The sequence below is a fragment of the Roseovarius sp. AK1035 genome, assembly GCF_003288315.1.
GTDB lineage: Bacteria > Pseudomonadota > Alphaproteobacteria > Rhodobacterales > Rhodobacteraceae > Roseovarius > Roseovarius mucosus_A.
This window is the reverse complement of record NZ_CP030099.1, coordinates 2,902,426-2,918,717: the sequence shown is the minus strand read 5'-3', so window position 1 is coordinate 2,918,717 and position 16,292 is coordinate 2,902,426. Positions and strand designations below refer to the sequence as shown.

Here is a 16,292-nt window from a genome sequence, read left to right as displayed (position 1 = left end):
CGGATGCGTATTCTGGCCACATCAGGAAAATTATGCGCGAAATCCCGCCGAAAGGACTTGAATATTGAACGACACAGCAAATCAGGGCTTGGTCATTGATTCCCGCTGTGCCATAAATTCCGCACATCTGGGGATGATTGAGAATGTTGCGGGACAGCAACAACAGGTAGGCTACGGGACAGGCGATTGAAACAATGACAGAAATCAGTTCAACTGGCATCTCGCGGCGTGGCGTATTGCTTGCGTTCGCGGCAACAGCTGTGGCAGCAGCCCCGACATTTTCCAATGCAGCTGGCTTTCTACGCGGTGCTGGCGATATCCGCCGCATTCGTCTTGTTTCGCCGCGCACCGGTGAACGGCTCGACACAATCTATTGGATCGAAGGCGATTACCTCAAGGAAGCCGTGCGCGAGATATCGTTGTTTATGCGCGACTGGCGTACCAATCAGGTGAAAAACATTGATATTCGCACCATCGACATCATGGCCGCCAGCCATAACCTGCTCGACGTATCCGAGCCCTACACGCTTTTGAGCGGCTACCGAAGCGCCCAGACCAACGCGATGCTGCGCAGCCGCTCCAATGGTGTTGCCCGCAATTCCCTTCACATGGTCGGCGAGGCCGCCGACCTGCGTCTTGGAAGCCGCTCTGTCAGCCAGATTTACCGTGCCGGCGTGGCCTGTGGCGGCGGTGGCGTTGGGCGCTATTCCGGCAGCAACTTCGTACATATGGATTGCGGCCCGGTGCGGACCTGGGGGCGTTAACCCTCAATCACTCACAGTACCAAGAAACCAAAAAACCGGCCCATTGGCCGGTTTTTCTTTACATCATGACCTGTCAAAGCGCACCCAAGGCACGATCAGGCGAATTTTGCATTCCGTGCCGCCTGCAACCGCGCGAAATCATCGCCCGCATGATAGCTGGACCGCGTCAGCGGGCTGGCAGAGACCATCAAAAAGCCCTTGCCATAGGCCGCCTTTTCATAGGCTGCGAACTCATCAGGATGCACAAAACGATCAACCGCGTGATGTTTCGGCGTGGGTTGCAAGTATTGGCCAATAGTCAGGAAATCTATTCCGGCGGCGCGCATATCATCCATCACCTGATGCACGGCCTGCCGATCCTCGCCCAAGCCCACCATAATGCCCGATTTTGTGAACATCGTCGGATCAAGTTCCTTGACCCGCTGCAAAAGCCGCAGGGAATGGAAATACCGCGCGCCGGGGCGCACGGTGGGATAGAGTCCGGGCACAGTTTCAAGGTTATGATTGAACACATCCGGCTTGGCCGCCACCACGGTTTCCAGCGCACCATCCTCGCAATGCAGGAAATCCGGCGTCAAAATCTCGATCGTGGTTCCGGGTGCCCGGTGGCGAATGGCGCGAATGGTCTGCGCAAAATGCTCAGCCCCGCCATCCGACAGATCATCGCGATCCACGCTCGTCACAACCACATGCTTCAAGCCCAGCTTGGACACAGCATCAGCCACGCGCCCCGGCTCGAACGCATCAAGGGTTTGCGGCTTGCCGGTGGCCACGTTGCAAAAGGTGCAGCCGCGCGTGCAAATCTCGCCCATGATCATCATGGTCGCGTGTCCCTGGCTCCAGCATTCGCCGGCATTCGGGCAACCCGCCTCTTCACAGACCGTTACCAGCTTGTGCTCGCGCATGATCCGATGGGTTTCGAAATAGGCCTTGCTCGTCGGGGCCTTGACCCGAATCCAGTCAGGCTTGCGTGGTTGGGCGTTATCGGGGCGATGCGCCTTTTCAGGATGACGTTGGTCCGGCAGTTTGAGATCGCGCACGAATTTTTCCCCGCGAATGATTTGGTAAGGCTTGGATAGTATAAATCATAGCGATGGAGAGTGCCAGTCACGCAGCGTTACATCCTGACGACTGCACCATGGGTAACGAGTGTCCATCGCGCTTAGTGAGTGTCCCTGTAAATGTCGACCTGCGCTGCGTGCGGCGCAGGTCGCATCGCGGCTGTGGGTTCCGGCACCTGCGCGCGCGCAAGAGCGATAAGCGCGGCACCGGCAGTTTCCAACACCTCGGCCAGTTTCTCGAACCACACCTCGTCTTGCGTGCTCTGACGACGCACCAGAACGATCTGGCGGGCGGGCTCTGGCGGGCCAAACCGGCGCAGGTTTATCCCCGGTGCCGCCCTCACTTCGGTCGCCGCCGCAATCTCGGGCATGAGGGTCAGGCCGAATCCCGCCGCCACCAGCCGCGACAGCGTGCCAAGCGAAGAGGCGCCCATATCAATCTGTGCGTGCCCACGCCCACGTCCGCAAACCTCAAGCGCTTGATCCGTCAGGCAATGCCCCTCTTCCAGCAACAACAGCGGGCTATGCACCAGCGAGGTCGGGCGCAGCGCCTCTGCCCCTTGCCCAAGCGCCGCCAACCGAACCGAGGTGCCCGCCAACAAGAACCGATCCTCGAACAGCAGTCGCTCGCGCAGCCCCTCAGCCCCGACCGGCCGCGCCAGTATCGCGGCGTCCAGTTGACCGCCTTGAATGTCGGCGATCAATTGGTCAGTCTTGGCCTCGCGCACTTGCACATCAAGCGAGATATCGCGGCTGCGCAGCGCCTCTAGCACGCCGGGTAGAATATAGGGCGCAATGGTTGGGATAATCCCAAGCGATAGCCGCCCCGCCAGCCCGCCTTGCCACCGCGCCGCCTCGCTCAGCGCCTGCATCTCGTCCAAAACCCGCAGGGCATGCGCCAGAATCAGGCGGCCAAACGGGGTCAGCACCACATCCCGCGCACGCCGCTCGACCAGCTTTTGGCCAAGCGTTGTCTCCATCTCTTTGATTTGAACAGAGAGCGCCGGTTGCGAAATATTGACCACCTCTGCCGCACGCCCGAAATTGCGCTGTTCGGCAAGCGCCTTGAAATAGCCAAGCTGTCGAAGGGTGATGTTCATATCCATAGCTTATGGGTCACCACCTAAATGACAAGCCTGAATTATAGCATGGCGGCTTTGCAGCCTGCGCGTTCAACCGATCAAGCTGCCCGCTTCTCCCAACCCCTCGTAATGCCGTTTGAGCCGTTGCAGGGCGATGCGTAACACGATCTTGCCCGACCGCGCCGACCAGCCCATTTTCTTCTCGGCGCGTTCCAGCCCCTCCATGTAACAGCAGCAGCGCAGCACCACATCGCCCAAGCCCGGCCCAAGATCCCGCAACGCCGCCAAGACCCGCAGGCGTGCCGCCTCGGCATCATACCCACGAGAGACCACGGGGCTGCTATGCTCATCGACATGACTGAGAAAATGGTCCCAGTTCTGCGCGACACGCGGGGCCATCTGGGCCAGTTCGAAATCCTCGCGCAGCCGTTCGCCCGCGCGCACAAGATCCGAGGTCAGAAACCGGCTGCCGTCCTTGTCACGTCGTCGGGCCAGCGCCACAAGGGGCGAGTCCACCAGACCGTAGCGTGCGCGTCGTCCGCTGGCATCTGGCGTGGGGTGGGATGCGGCCTGCTCCGACAAAAACGGCCCGTCTCTAAGACCGCTTGCCTGATTTTCGGCCTCAGCCAACATCAGGCTAAGCGCGTTGCGCCCTGTGGCGGTGATATGATACCGCGCGATGCGCCCCGGTCCGTCACAGGCCACCCATCCCTTGAGCGCCATAGCCTCGGCCACTTCGCGCTCGACGACCGCCGTGCGCAGGGTCTGGCCGCTACCGGTGTCACGCACCACTACGGCCTTGTCCATATCGGCAGAGACGGCCAACAGGGCCCCCGGCTCACAGAGGCGGCGCAAAACGCGCCGTGCCTCTGATTTCAAGCGGTTTTCCGTCAATTCAGGCGTCTGATTGTGTCGCGTGATGGTGTGGGATGTCATCGCAGCCTCCTTGGCAGGAGAACCGGAAATCTTGTCATGGTTAACCCTTTGTCCAAGCCGCCGCAGCGCCTCGTCCACCAAAAGATCATCGCGGCGGGTCTCATAGGCACGGATTTGGCGCATCACGGTCGAAGCGTGCCGCCCCGCATGCCGCGCCAAGGCCCTGATCGGCGTGCCGGATTCGGTATGGGCCAGATAGTGCAGCGCCGCCTCGGGCACCCAAGAGGGTACGTCATGCAAAATGGTCTTGAATGCATACCCCTCGTGCATCGCCCGTCCCCCAAATTTTCGGCCTTCCGGCACCAGATCGCAACCTGGCAACTTACCCACAGAGTTATCCACAACTTAAGAGTGCAAAGATTACCGGTTCGTTAATTGTTTCCAGAAATGCAACCTTCATTGACAAATCGTAAACAAATCCAAAGCCCTGCGCGCGGCGCAGCGCCTGAAAACGCAACAGCCACCGAACCTGTGCGACGAAGCATTTGCACGATCACAGGAGCCTCTTATGCACGATATACTTGGAACTCTGCGGGCGTTACGCCGCCCCCCACTTTTGATCCGCGCGGCGCGGATTGGTCTGCAAGACTACCGCCGCGAGGTGCATTTGCGGCGGCTACTGCGCGATGGCCCCCTACCCCAGAGCCCTACCGCGCTTGTGCGCCTGCTTGAAACCGAGGCTGCCTTGGATCAGGAACGCCGCCTTGCGTCCACAGGTTACTCACCGGCCCGCCATGTCGAGGTATTGATCGCCATGATGGCAGAGGCACGGGACATAACCCCGTCATTGCTCGAGACCTGACATAAAAAAGCGCGCCGCAAGTCGGTGCGGCGCGCGTTCTTTAGGCAAGTCTCGATGATCTTAGCTAAAGGCATCCGGCATTTCAGCCTTGCGCTTGGCGACATAGGCGGCAAGTGCCTCGGCAATTTCCGGATCAAGCGGCGGCTGCTGATAATCCGCCAAAAGCTTGTGAACCCGCGCATTGGCCAGAACCATCGTGTCGCGCTCGCCCTCATCTGCCCACGTCTCGAACGGCTTGTAGTCGAACAGGTCAGAGCGCCAAAAGGCGGATTTGAAATTCGCCTGCGTATGCGCACAGCCAAGATAATGGCCACCCGGCCCAACCTCACGAATGGCGTCCATCGCCTGCGCCTCTTCATCCACCTGCACGCCGCGCGCCAAATGGTGAAGCGTGCCCAGTTGATCGGCATCCATGACGAATTTCTCAAAGGATGACACAAGCCCGCCTTCAAGCCAGCCACAAGAGTGCAACATAAAGTTCACCCCTGCCAGAAGCCCGACGTTCAGGCTATTTGCCGTCTCATACGCCGCCTGCGCATCCGGCAGTTTGGAACCGTTGAACGACCCGGAAGACCGGAACGGCAGCCCCATCCGCCGCGCCAACTGACCCGCCCCATAGGTGATATGTGCGGCCTCCGGAGTGCCAAAGGTCGGCGCGCCCGAGTTCATGTCGATCGAGGTAACGAAGGCCCCAAAGATCATCGGCGCGCCGGGGCGCACAAGCTGACTATAGGCAATGCCCGCCAGAACCTCGGCCAGAACCTGCGTCAGCGTACCCGCCACAGACACCGGTGCCATCGCACCGCCAACGATAAAGGGCGACAGGATACAGGCCTGATTGTTCGCGGCATAGATTTCCAGCGACCCCATCATGACATCGTCAAACGTCATCGGCGAGTTCACGTTGATGAGCGATGTCATGACAGTGTTGTTCTGCACGAACTCCTCTCCAAAGAGGATGTTGCACATATCAACGCTGTCTTGCGCGCGGCTAGGCTCTGTCACCGATCCCATAAAGGGCTTGTCCGACAGGGTCATATGCGCCAGCAGCATATCAAGATGGCGTTTGTTCACCGGAATATCGGTGGGTTCACACACCGTGCCGCCGGAATGGTGCAACCATTTCGACATATAGCCCAGCTTCACGAATTTTCGGAAATCCTCCATCGTTGCATAGCGGCGGCCGCCTTCCATGTCGCGCACGAAGGGCGGGCCATAGACCGGTGCCAGAACAAGGGACTTGCCGCCGATTTCCACCGTGCGCTCGGGATTGCGGGCATGCTGGATGATCCGCGACGGGGCGGTGGCACAGAGTTGCCGCGCCAAACCACGCGGAATGCGCACCCGCTCGCCCTGCACATCGGCCCCGGCCTGGCGCCAGCGTTCCAGCGCGGCTGGATTCTGGACAAAATTCACGCCCACCTCGGCCAGCACCGTTTCGGCATTGGCCTCGATGATTTCAAGCGCCTCTTCTGTCAGAACCTCGAAATTCGGAATGTTGCGCTCGATATAGCGCGCGGTCTCGATGCTGACGGCGGTGCGTTCGGCACGGCGTGCTGCCCCGCCGCCGCCACGGGACCGTCTGCTGCTCAGTGCTGCTTCTGACATGGATGCACCCTTCGTATATGGTCAATTGCAATAGCCAAGGCTCCCGCCACAGGGCAGGTCTGCTCTGGTCATACCTGTTTGTCGGCGTGTATCAGGCGAAGATTCCGGCGATTGCGGGGAAAAAGCGACACGCGCCCCTTGTTGATTTCAGGACAGGATAAAATGAATGACAAAATATATTCAAAAACCATAATGCTTTGATCTCGGCCTGATCTATTTACCATGATGAGCGTCAGTCTCTAAAAGCGCAGGACAAACTGACAGATCTGGGCTAACCGCACCGCAGTAAGAGGTATGTTACGATGAAGACGTGTTTGCGCCACTTGGCGAAACTATCTGCGCTGATGAGTGCCCTCGCGCTGGCAGGCCCCGCAACAGCCACAAATGGCTATTTCTCCAATGGCTATGGTGGCCAGTCCAAGGGCATGGCGGGCGCAGGTGTTGCGGTGCCAACGGGTGTCCTCGGCATGGCGCAAAATCCGGCCACGGGCGTCAAGCTGGGCAATCAAGCGGGCCTTTGTCTAACCACCTTTGCCCCGAACCGCGACGTGGAAATCGCCCCCGGCGGGCCACTGACCCCCGGCACCCACAAAAGCCAGAATGACGTGTTCTTCATTCCCTGCGGCGGTGCCAACTGGAAACTCGATGACCGCTCATCGCTTGGCGCCTTTGTCTTTGGCAATGGCGGCATGAACACCGAGTTTGACACCAATTTCTTTGCCGGGCTTGGCGCGGGCTCCGCCCCGGTCGGGGTCAATCTCGAACAGGCCTTCATTACGCTGAACTATGCCCGCAAGGTGAATGATCGCCTGACCTTGGGCGTATCTCCTATTCTTGCGGTGCAGCGGTTCAAGGCACAGGGGCTGCAAGCCTTCTCTGCCCTGTCGATCAGTCCCGGCGATGTCACCAACCGCGGCCACGATTGGTCCACCGGCTTTGGCGTAAACCTTGGCCTGCTGTATGAGGCCAATCCGGAATGGACCTTTGGCGCGGCCTATCGCAACGAAATCCAGATGTCCAAGTTCAGCCGCTACAAGGGCCTCTTTGCCGACGGCGAATTCGACGTGCCCGCAATGCTGACCCTTGGGGCGGCCTATACCCCCGCCGCTGCCCCCCAGTGGACACTCACGGGCGAGTATCAACGCATCTTCTACGGCAATGTAAAATCCATCGCCAATTCCAGCGCACCTCCGGGCGGCCCGCTGGGGGCGTCCAATGGCGTAGGATTCGGCTGGCAGGATGTCGATGTCTGGCGTCTGGCCGCCATCTGGCAGAAGTCTGACAAGCTGACGTTGCGCACCGGCGTTAGCTATTCGACCGAGTTCATCAAGAACGACGGCAACGTGGTGATCAACACCATCGCCCCCGGCACGCCCCAATGGCATCTCTCGGCGGGCGGCACCTATGAGATCAACGACCGCTGGGCCTTTACCTTTGCCTACACCCATGCCTTCTCCAACAGCTTTTCGGGGTCCAACCCGGCGCTTACCGGCGTGGCACAACCGGTGAAAATCCGCATGCATCAACACGAGATCGCAACCGGCATCAGCTATCGCTGGTAAGGCGCGCTGCTTTCTCTTGCGCCGGAGCGGGACGCCAATTACTAGGCGAGATATGAGCCAGATATCCCATGACCGCCTCCTGATCATCGACTTTGGCAGCCAGGTAACGCAGCTTATTGCGCGTCGCCTGCGCGAGCTGAATGTTTATTGCGAAATCCATCCCTACCAAAAGGTGACGGACGCATTCCTGCAAGAGATGGCGCCGCGCGCGATCATCTTTTCGGGTGGCCCCGATAGCGTGATGCGCGAGGGCAGCCCAAGGCCGCCTCAGGCCGCCTATGATCTGGGCGTGCCGATCTTGGGCATCTGCTATGGCCAGCAGGTCATGATGCAGGACTTGGGCGGTCGCGTCGAGGCGGGCGAACATGCCACCGCCGAATTCGGCCGCGCCTACGTGACGTCGACGGGTGTTGCAAGCGGCTTTGTCGATGGCTGGTTCGCCGGGGATTCGCGCGAACAGGTCTGGATGAGCCACGGCGATCATGTCTCTGAAATCGCACCTGGATTCGAGGTTCTGGGCACCTCGCCCGGCGCGCCCTTTGCCATCACGGCAGACCGCGCCCGCAACTTCTACGCCGTGCAATTCCACCCCGAGGTGCATCACACGCCGAACGGGGCGCGGCTCTATGAGAATTTCATCCGGCAGGCGGGCTTCAAGGGCGACTGGACCATGGGCGCCTACCGGGAAGAGGCGATTGCCAAGATCCGCGCTCAAGTGGGCGACAAACAGGTGATTTGCGGCCTCTCGGGGGGTGTCGATTCCTCTGTCGCCGCCGTGCTGATCCATGAGGCCATTGGCGACCAACTGACGTGCGTCTTTGTCGATCATGGCCTCTTGCGTCAGGGCGAGGCCGACGAGGTCGTGGCCATGTTCCGCGACAATTACAACATCCCCCTCATTCATGCCGATGAGGCAGAGCTGTTTCTAGGTGAGCTTGAGGGCGTAAGTGACCCTGAAACAAAGAGAAAAACCATTGGCCGCCTGTTCATCGACGTGTTCCAGAAATACGCGAGCCAGATTGAAGGGGCCGAGTTTCTCGCCCAAGGCACGCTCTACCCCGACGTGATCGAGAGCGTCAGCTTTTCGGGTGGCCCCTCTGTCACCATCAAGTCGCATCACAATGTCGGCGGCCTGCCCGAGAAAATGGGCCTCAAACTGGTCGAACCCCTGCGCGAACTCTTCAAGGACGAGGTGCGCGCTTTGGGGCGCGAACTGGGCCTTCCCCAGAGCTTTATCGGGCGTCATCCCTTTCCCGGCCCCGGTCTTGCCATCCGTTGCCCCGGCGAGATCACCCGCGAAAAACTCGACATCCTACGCAAGGCCGATACCGTCTATATCGACCAGATTCGCCGCCACGGGCTCTATGATGACATCTGGCAGGCGTTCGTTGCCATCCTGCCGGTACGAACCGTGGGGGTCATGGGCGATGGGCGGACCTATGATTTTGCCTGCGCCCTTCGCGCCGTGACGAGCGTTGATGGCATGACCGCCGATTACTATCCCTTTACCCACGAGTTTCTCGGTGAAACCGCGACGCGCATCATCAACGAGGTCAAAGGCATCAACCGCGTGACCTATGACATCACCTCGAAGCCGCCGGGAACGATCGAGTGGGAATGATTTCTCTCACCGGCCAAATGATTTGTCCCTCCGAAGACCTCGAGGTCACGCGCGCCGCCCTGACGGAGCATATCCGCCTTAGCCGTGCCGAACAGGGCTGTCTGTCGTTTGACGTGACCGAAACCGCGCCCGGAGAATTCAGCGTGTCAGAGCGCTTTGTTGACCGTGCCGCCTTTGATGCGCATCAGACCCGGACGCGCGCCAGCGAATGGTGGCGTGTCACCTCTCATATGCCCCGTCACTTCGAGATCACCGAGGAATGAGCCTGGCGGCCCCCGCCCCGGCCCCACAGACCTTGCGCGCAGGGCTCTGGATGCTGGGCGCGGTCGCCTCTTTCTCATCTATGGCGGTAGCGGGGCGCGCGGTCAGCTTTGAACTCGATACGTTCGAGATCATGATGTATCGCAGCATTGTGGGCTTTATCCTTGTGCTCAGCGTGGCCCGCCTGACCGGCCAGATTGCCACCGTCACCACGCGCAGCCCCGGCACGCATCTTGTCCGCAACCTCTGCCATTTTACCGGCCAAAACCTATGGTTCTATGCGATCACCGTCATTCCGCTGGCACAGGTCTTTGCCCTCGAATTCACGGCCCCGCTCTGGGTTCTGATCCTGTCACCGCTGGTGTTGGGCGAGCGGTTGACAGGCACTCGCGCCCTCGCCGCCGTAATCGGCTTTGCCGGCATCCTCATCGTCGCGCGCCCCAGTCCCGAGACAATCAACCTGGGCACAATCGCTGCGGCGGCAGCCGCCATCGGCTTTGCCGGTTCAATCCTGATGACCAAGCGCCTGACACGCACGGAATCCCTGACTTGCATCCTCTTCTGGATGACACTGCTGCAAATCGGTTTTGGCCTGGCCTGCGCAGGGTATGATGGCGACATCGCCCTCCCCTCGCTCACCTCTGCCCCATGGCTCGTGCTGATCGGATGCGCGGGGCTTTTGGCCCATTTCTGCCTCACCACCGCGCTCTCGCTGGCTCCGGCCACCTTGGTCACTCCGGTTGATTTTTTACGACTGCCCGTAATCGCCATTGTCGGCCTTTTGGTTTATGGTGAGGCAGTTGACGTGTTTGTACTCGTGGGCGCGGCTGTGATCTTTGGTGCGAATTACCTGAATCTTTGGCGCGAAACGCGCAAAAGTGTATGAATTTACACTTTTTTCCTTAGAAAGTGTGTCCGCTGCGCCACCTGCCGCCACGTCGCAATTTGTGACGCCGCGTCAAAGATTGACCGGTTTCGGCGTAAAGGTAATGTGATCCAAATATTTCTGGAGGAGAGGGACACATGAAGAAAACTTGGCTCGCAGCGACCGTGATCGCCGCAACGGCATCGTCAGCCTTTGGTGGTGAAATCGAACGACGGGGCGACCCTTCGATGATCCTGTTCGAAAAAGGCAAGAACTATCTCGAGTTCTCGGCCGCAACCGTGGACCCATCCGTCTCGGGCGTTGCGCGCCCCGGCGTGCCCACGGCCCCCACTGGCAACATCCAGAACCGCTATCAATCCTTTGCAGGCGGCTACAAGCATGAACTGAATGATCGTGTGGCGCTCGCGTTTGTCATCGACGAACCGGTTGGCGCTTCGGTCAATTATCGCACGCCCCCGGCGGCCTTGGGTGGCGCGTTCTTTGGCGGATCAAGCGCCGAAGTCAGCTCTGTCGCGTTCACTGCCCTTGCAAAATACAAGGCAACTGATCGCTTCAGCATCTATGGTGGTCTGCGCTATGTCGGCCTGTCGGGCAATATCACGGTGATTTCGCCCGCCACCCTTGGCAGCGCGGTTCCTGCACCCAACTCACCCTATACTCTGGGCGTAAACAAGGATTTCCAAGTCGGCTACCTGTTGGGTGCCGCCTATGAAATTCCCGACATCGCCCTGCGCGTTGCCCTGACCTATGAGTCCAAAACAGAGCACGATTTCAAGGACAACACCGGCGCAGGTTTCAAAGTGGAAATCCCGCAGGCGTTCACCCTTCATGCCCAATCAGGTATTGCCAAAGACACCTTGCTCTTTGGCTCTGTGAAATGGCGGGAATGGTCGAAATTCGCCGTTCAGCCCGGCGACTTCTTCTCTGTCGCCACGGGTGTTCCGGTCAACGTTCCTATCGCCAGCGGCCCAAGCGACATCTGGACCTATGAGCTGGGCATCGGTCGCCGGTTCAACGAAAACTGGAGCGGCGCTGTCCTCCTTGGCTATGAAAAGGATGAAGGGGACGTCGTTGGCAACCTTTCGGGCAAAGACGGTTACTTCAGCTACGGTCTGGCCGCCACATACGAAACCGAGGCATGGGAAATCACCGCTGGTATCAAGTATTTCGATGTCGGCGACGCGAACTCGAACGTCACGGCCTTCTCTGGCAGCGATGCCATCGCCATCGGCACCAAGGTCGCCTTCCGCTTCTAAGCGGTCCTAGAACCAAAAATAAGGCCCCGCCCCTCACCCGGGCGGGGCTTTTGCATGATTGCATTTGACCCCGCGCCGCGCGCTTTGTACCAAACCCGCGAGAGGGAGCAGCGATGATCTACACTTCGGCACAAGACTGGCGCGAGGCCACACATAAACGGGTGCTGTTCTACGGCATGTCAGGCTTGGGCAAGACGCATGTGTCGAACACGCTGCGGGATGCCGGGAACTGGTTTCACTACTCGATAGATTACCGCATCGGCACGCGCTACATGGGCGAACTTATCGCCGACAATGCCAAGGCGCATGCAATGCAGGTGCCCTTCCTGCGTGACCTTCTGCTAAGCGACTCGATCTATATCGGCTCCAACATCACGTTTCACAACCTCACCCCGGTTTCGACCTATCTGGGCAAGCCGGGCAATCCCGCCAAAGGCGGGCTGCCGATCGAAGAATACCGCATCCGACAAGAACAGTTTCGGCAAGCCGAGATCCACGCGCTGATGGATACGGCCTATTTCATCCGCCGCGCAGACGCACTTTATGGATATCCACATTTCATCTGCGACACCGGTGGGTCGATCTGTGAATGGGTAGACGGCGACGATCCCGAGGACACGATCCTAAAGGAACTTTCGGCACATTGTCTGCTGATCTATATTGAAGGCTCCGAGGCGCATACGGCTGAATTGATCCGCCGCTTTGATCGCGCGCCCAAGCCGATGGCGTATCAGCCTGCCTTTCTCGATGCGGCATGGGCCGAATACCTCAAAGAAAACAACTGCGAAGAGGACGAAGTTGATCCAGACAGCTTTATCCGCTGGACCTATGCCCGCGCCCTTGCGCACCGTCAGCCCCGCTATGAGGCGATGGTAAAATGGGGCGTCAGCGTCACCGCCAACGAGGTGGCGACCGTCAAAACGGCACAGGAGTTTGAGGCGTTGATCGCCACCGCCCTTGAGCGCCGCGCCGCCACGCCTATCTAAGGCCCGACAGCCAAGGAACCCCACCTGATGCCCATCAAGATCCCAGCCGACCTGCCAGCCTATGACGTGCTTACGCGCGAAGGGGTGATGGTGGTGGACCCGGATCAAGCCGCGCGGCAGGATATCCGCCCCTTGCGCATCGGCCTTCTCAACCTCATGCCGAAAAAGATCCAGACCGAGAACCAGTTTGCCCGGCTGATCGGGGCAACCCCGTTGCAGATCGACTTTGACCTGATCCGCATGAGCGAACATCAGACCAAGAACACCGCCGCCGAACATATGGAGAGCTTTTACCGTCCCTTTGAAGAGGTTGCCGCCTCGGGTGACAAATACGATGGCCTCATCATCACCGGCGCGCCGATTGAGCATCTCGATTTCGACGCCGTGACCTATTGGGCAGAGTTGGCGCGCGTCTTTGACTGGACCCAAACCCATGTGCATTCGACCTTTGGCGTCTGCTGGGGCGGGATGGCGATGATCAATCATTTCCACGGGGTGCAGAAACACATGTTGCCCGCCAAGGCCTTTGGCTGCTTTCGGCATCGCAACATGGTCCCCGCGTCACCCTATCTGCGCGGATTTTCCGATGATTGCGTGATCCCCGTCAGCCGCTGGACCGAGATGAAGCGCGCCGAGATCGAGGCGGTCGAGGGGCTTACGATCCTTCTGGACAGCGATGATGTCGGACCCTGTCTGGTCGAGGATACCGCGCGTCGTGCGCTCTACATCTTCAACCATTTTGAATATGACAGCGACACGCTGAAACAGGAATATGACCGCGATATAGCCAACGGCACGCCGATCAATGTGCCCTGCAACTACTATCCCGGCGATGATCCGTCGCGCCCGCCGCAGAACCGCTGGCGCAGTCACGCGCATCTTCTTTATGGCAACTGGGTGAACCAGATCTATCAGACGACCCCGTTCGATATGAATGCCATTGGCTGTTAAATCCCTGATCCTTGTTGCGGTATGTCTGGTCGCTTTTTGGGGCTGGACCCAGCAACGTGCCCGCACCCACGAGGCGCGCGCCGAAGCCTCCTTTCCCCCAGAGGGCCAGATCATCGACGTGAGCGGCCACCGCGTGCATGCCGTCGTGATGGGCAATGGGCCTGATCTGGTGCTGATCCACGGGGCCTCGGGCAATACCCGCGATCTGACCTTTGAACTCGCCCCGCGATTGGCAGAGCGCTACCGTGTCATCGTGATTGATCGCCCCGGTCTGGGTTATACCGCCCGCATCAACCGCACCGGGGCCACGATCACCCAACAAGCGGCGCTGCTGCAAGAGGCGGCAGCCCAGCTTGGGGCCGACAAGCCTATCGTGCTCGGCCATAGCTATGGCGGCGCGGTAGCGCTTGCTTGGGCGGTGACGCGACCTGATCATATCGCAGCCCTCGTGGATGTGGCCGGTGCCGCCAAACCCTGGGATACCGGCCTCTCGACCTATTACCGCGTGCTCTCGCATCCGGTGCTTGGCCCGCTCGTGATCCCGCTGCTTACCGCCTTTGTCCATGACACCCGCGTCGAACAGGCGGTGCGGGAAATTTTCACGCCGCAAGAACCACCCGAAGGTTATCTCGAACATATTGGTGCCGGCCTCACGCTGCGCCGCCATTCTTTGCGGGCCAATGCCTTGCAGCGCGCCAATCTACTGGCCGAGATCGAGGCACTGCACACCCTTTACGGCACCATCACCGTGCCGGTCGAAATCGTACACGGCACGGCTGATACCACCGTGGGCGTCTCGATCCATTCCGAACCGCTGGCGGCCCAAATTCCCGGTGCCCATCTGGCCGTGCTCGACGGCGTCGGGCACATGCCCCACCACAGCGATCCAGAGGCGGTGATTGCAGCCATAGATCGCGCCGCTACCCGCGCCGGATTGCGCCCCGTCGATTGAGCCGCCATACTGACGGAAACCATAGCGAGAGGCCCCATGGACCTGCCCTTTGACGGCGCGATCAGCGCCTTTTTCGAGACGGAAGCCCCCGAAGCCATCCGCAAGGAAATCCGCCGCGCCGATAAGGATGATATCTTGGGGGCAGATTTCCCCTATTCCGAAGGCCTGTCAAAAAAGACCTATGAGAAAGATATCGAAAAGCTGCAAATCGAACTGGTCAAGCTCCAGCATTGGGCCAAGGAAAGCGGTGCGCGCATCGCCATCGTCTTTGAGGGGCGCGATGCGGCGGGTAAGGGCGGCACGATCAAGCGGTTCCGCGAGTATCTGAATCCGCGCGGCGCGCGGGTTGTCGCGCTTAGCAAACCGTCGGATGTCGAGGCAACACAATGGTATTTCCAGCGCTATATCGACTATCTGCCCGCCGGGGGCGAGATCGTATTCTATGACCGCAGTTGGTATAACCGCGCGGTTGTGGAAAAAGTGTTCGGCTTTTGCACCGACGCGCAGCGCGAGCATTTCTTTGCCCAAGTCCCGGATTTCGAGCGGATGATCGTCGACGAGGGTATCCATCTCTTCAAAGTCTGGCTCAATGTTGGCCGTGCCGAGCAACTCCGCCGCTTTCTCGACCGCGAGCAAGATCCCCTCAAGCAATGGAAACTCAGCTGGATCGATGTCGAGGGTCTCAAGAAATGGGACAGTTACACCGCCGCCATCGCCGAAACTCTCACACGCAGCCATAGCGACCATGCGCCGTGGACTGTCGTGCGCTCGGACGACAAGCGGCGCGCGCGGATTGAAACCATCCGTCATGTCCTCAGCCAACTGGATTATGCCCGCAAGGATGCCCGCGCGGTGGGCAGCGCTGATCCCGGCATAGTCGGCGGCCCTGAAATTTGGCATGGGTAAGCAGGGCTATCACCACGGCAATTTGCGGCAGGCTCTGGTCGAGGCCACGCTGACCCTGATTGCCGAAAAGGGGCCGCAGGGCTTTACCATGGCCGAGGCCGCAAAATTGGCCGGTGTCTCGACCGCCGCGCCCTACCGGCATTTTTCAGGCCGCGAGGCGCTGATTGCCGAGGCCGCGCGCCAAGGATTTGAAATCTTTGTCACCCGGATGGAAGCCGCGTTCAATGACGCACGCCCCAATCCCTTGACGGCGTTTATGGCAACGGGGCGCGCCTATTTGGCCTTTGCCCGCTCGAATGCCGGGCATTACGTGGCGATGTTCGAATCTGGCCTCTCGGTAAACTCCAACCCGGAATTGGCCGATGCCGCCGCGCGGGCCCAAGCGATCCTCACCCGCGCCGCCGCCGCGCTCTCGGCGCATTTGCCGCCTGACCGCCGCCCACCTGCGGCGATGTTCGCCGCCCATGTCTGGGCGATGAGCCATGGGGTGGTCGAACTTTACGCGCGTGGCACCCCCGGTGCCCGCGCCCCCTTTCCGCCCGAAGACCTGCTTGAATCCGGCATAAGCGTCTATCTGCGCGGTCTGGGCCTCATCCCGCCCGACAGCACCCCCTGACCCGAAAATTCAAAGCACACCTCTTGCGTGCAGCACTGGGCA

The 16,292-nt window shown here is 59.9% G+C and carries 16 protein-coding genes; 12 read left to right on the top strand and 4 right to left on the bottom strand.

The features are described from left to right. The first annotated feature begins 194 nt into the window (after window positions 1–194). Window positions 195–764: a YcbK family protein gene (locus RAK1035_RS13930; RefSeq protein ID WP_008282228.1), complete on the top strand. Its 570-nt coding sequence runs from the start codon at window positions 195–197 to the stop codon at window positions 762–764. A 95-nt stretch (window positions 765–859) separates the two neighbouring features. Here RAK1035_RS13930 and lipA read toward each other — a convergent pair whose 3' ends face one another. From lipA to RAK1035_RS13915, 3 genes are all read right to left on the bottom strand, one after another. Next, the gene (lipA, locus tag RAK1035_RS13925) at window positions 860–1,804 is read right to left on the bottom strand and encodes a lipoyl synthase (protein ID WP_008282227.1); all 945 of its coding nucleotides are present in this window, start codon (window positions 1,802–1,804) and stop codon (window positions 860–862) included. Window positions 1,805–1,926: 122 nt separating this feature from the next. Then, entirely contained in the window at window positions 1,927–2,925 is a 999-nt protein-coding gene (locus RAK1035_RS13920; RefSeq protein ID WP_112303092.1) for a hydrogen peroxide-inducible genes activator, read from the bottom strand. A 72-nt stretch (window positions 2,926–2,997) separates the two neighbouring features. Next, window positions 2,998–4,113 (bottom strand): DUF6456 domain-containing protein, encoded by a 1,116-nt coding sequence (locus RAK1035_RS13915; protein ID WP_050775779.1) that lies wholly within the window; start codon window positions 4,111–4,113, stop codon window positions 2,998–3,000. A 238-nt stretch (window positions 4,114–4,351) separates the two neighbouring features. Here RAK1035_RS13915 and RAK1035_RS13910 point away from each other — a divergent pair, with 238 nt between their 5' ends. Beyond that, window positions 4,352–4,645 (top strand): DUF6477 family protein, encoded by a 294-nt coding sequence (locus tag RAK1035_RS13910; RefSeq protein ID WP_037298324.1) that lies wholly within the window; start codon window positions 4,352–4,354, stop codon window positions 4,643–4,645. 60 nt (window positions 4,646–4,705) lie between these two features. On the opposite strand, the gene RAK1035_RS13905 is transcribed toward RAK1035_RS13910, so the two are convergent. After that, on the bottom strand, window positions 4,706–6,253 hold the full coding sequence (locus tag RAK1035_RS13905; RefSeq protein WP_008282223.1) for a trimethylamine methyltransferase family protein: 1,548 nt from the start codon (window positions 6,251–6,253) through the stop codon (window positions 4,706–4,708). A gap of 302 nt (window positions 6,254–6,555) precedes the next feature. On the opposite strand from RAK1035_RS13905, the gene RAK1035_RS13900 reads away from it, so the two are divergent. The 10 genes from RAK1035_RS13900 to RAK1035_RS13855 all read left to right on the top strand — a co-directional run bounded on the left by RAK1035_RS13900 (window position 6,556) and on the right by RAK1035_RS13855 (window position 16,250). After that, window positions 6,556–7,815: an OmpP1/FadL family transporter gene (locus RAK1035_RS13900; RefSeq protein ID WP_037298321.1), complete on the top strand. Its 1,260-nt coding sequence runs from the start codon at window positions 6,556–6,558 to the stop codon at window positions 7,813–7,815. Between the two features lie 52 nt (window positions 7,816–7,867). Beyond that, the gene (gene guaA / locus RAK1035_RS13895; RefSeq protein ID WP_008282221.1) at window positions 7,868–9,436 is read left to right on the top strand and encodes a glutamine-hydrolyzing GMP synthase; all 1,569 of its coding nucleotides are present in this window, start codon (window positions 7,868–7,870) and stop codon (window positions 9,434–9,436) included. Beyond that, complete coding sequence (locus RAK1035_RS13890) at window positions 9,433–9,699, top strand: putative quinol monooxygenase (protein ID WP_008282220.1); 267 nt, start codon at window positions 9,433–9,435, stop codon at window positions 9,697–9,699. Before guaA ends, RAK1035_RS13890 begins: the two co-directional genes overlap by 4 nt. Beyond that, window positions 9,696–10,583, top strand: coding sequence for a DMT family transporter (locus tag RAK1035_RS13885; RefSeq protein ID WP_008282219.1), 888 nt, complete (start codon window positions 9,696–9,698; stop codon window positions 10,581–10,583). Before RAK1035_RS13890 ends, RAK1035_RS13885 begins: the two co-directional genes overlap by 4 nt. A 137-nt stretch (window positions 10,584–10,720) precedes the next feature. Beyond that, window positions 10,721–11,839, top strand: coding sequence for an OmpP1/FadL family transporter (locus RAK1035_RS13880; protein ID WP_008282218.1), 1,119 nt, complete (start codon window positions 10,721–10,723; stop codon window positions 11,837–11,839). Between the two features lie 113 nt (window positions 11,840–11,952). Then, complete coding sequence (locus RAK1035_RS13875) at window positions 11,953–12,825, top strand: hypothetical protein (protein ID WP_008282217.1); 873 nt, start codon at window positions 11,953–11,955, stop codon at window positions 12,823–12,825. A 27-nt stretch (window positions 12,826–12,852) separates the two neighbouring features. Further along, window positions 12,853–13,776: a homoserine O-acetyltransferase MetA gene (gene metA, locus RAK1035_RS13870; RefSeq protein WP_008282216.1), complete on the top strand. Its 924-nt coding sequence runs from the start codon at window positions 12,853–12,855 to the stop codon at window positions 13,774–13,776. Continuing rightward, window positions 13,760–14,728, top strand: a complete 969-nt coding sequence (locus RAK1035_RS13865) for an alpha/beta fold hydrolase (protein WP_008282215.1) — start codon at window positions 13,760–13,762, stop codon at window positions 14,726–14,728. Before metA ends, RAK1035_RS13865 begins: the two co-directional genes overlap by 17 nt. Before the next feature lie 36 nt (window positions 14,729–14,764). Then, window positions 14,765–15,634, top strand: coding sequence for a polyphosphate kinase 2 (gene ppk2 / locus RAK1035_RS13860; RefSeq protein WP_008282214.1), 870 nt, complete (start codon window positions 14,765–14,767; stop codon window positions 15,632–15,634). Next, window positions 15,627–16,250 (top strand): TetR/AcrR family transcriptional regulator, encoded by a 624-nt coding sequence (locus RAK1035_RS13855; RefSeq protein ID WP_008282213.1) that lies wholly within the window; start codon window positions 15,627–15,629, stop codon window positions 16,248–16,250. The genes ppk2 and RAK1035_RS13855 overlap by 8 nt, the downstream gene beginning before the upstream one ends. The last annotated feature ends 42 nt before the right edge of the window (window positions 16,251–16,292 follow it).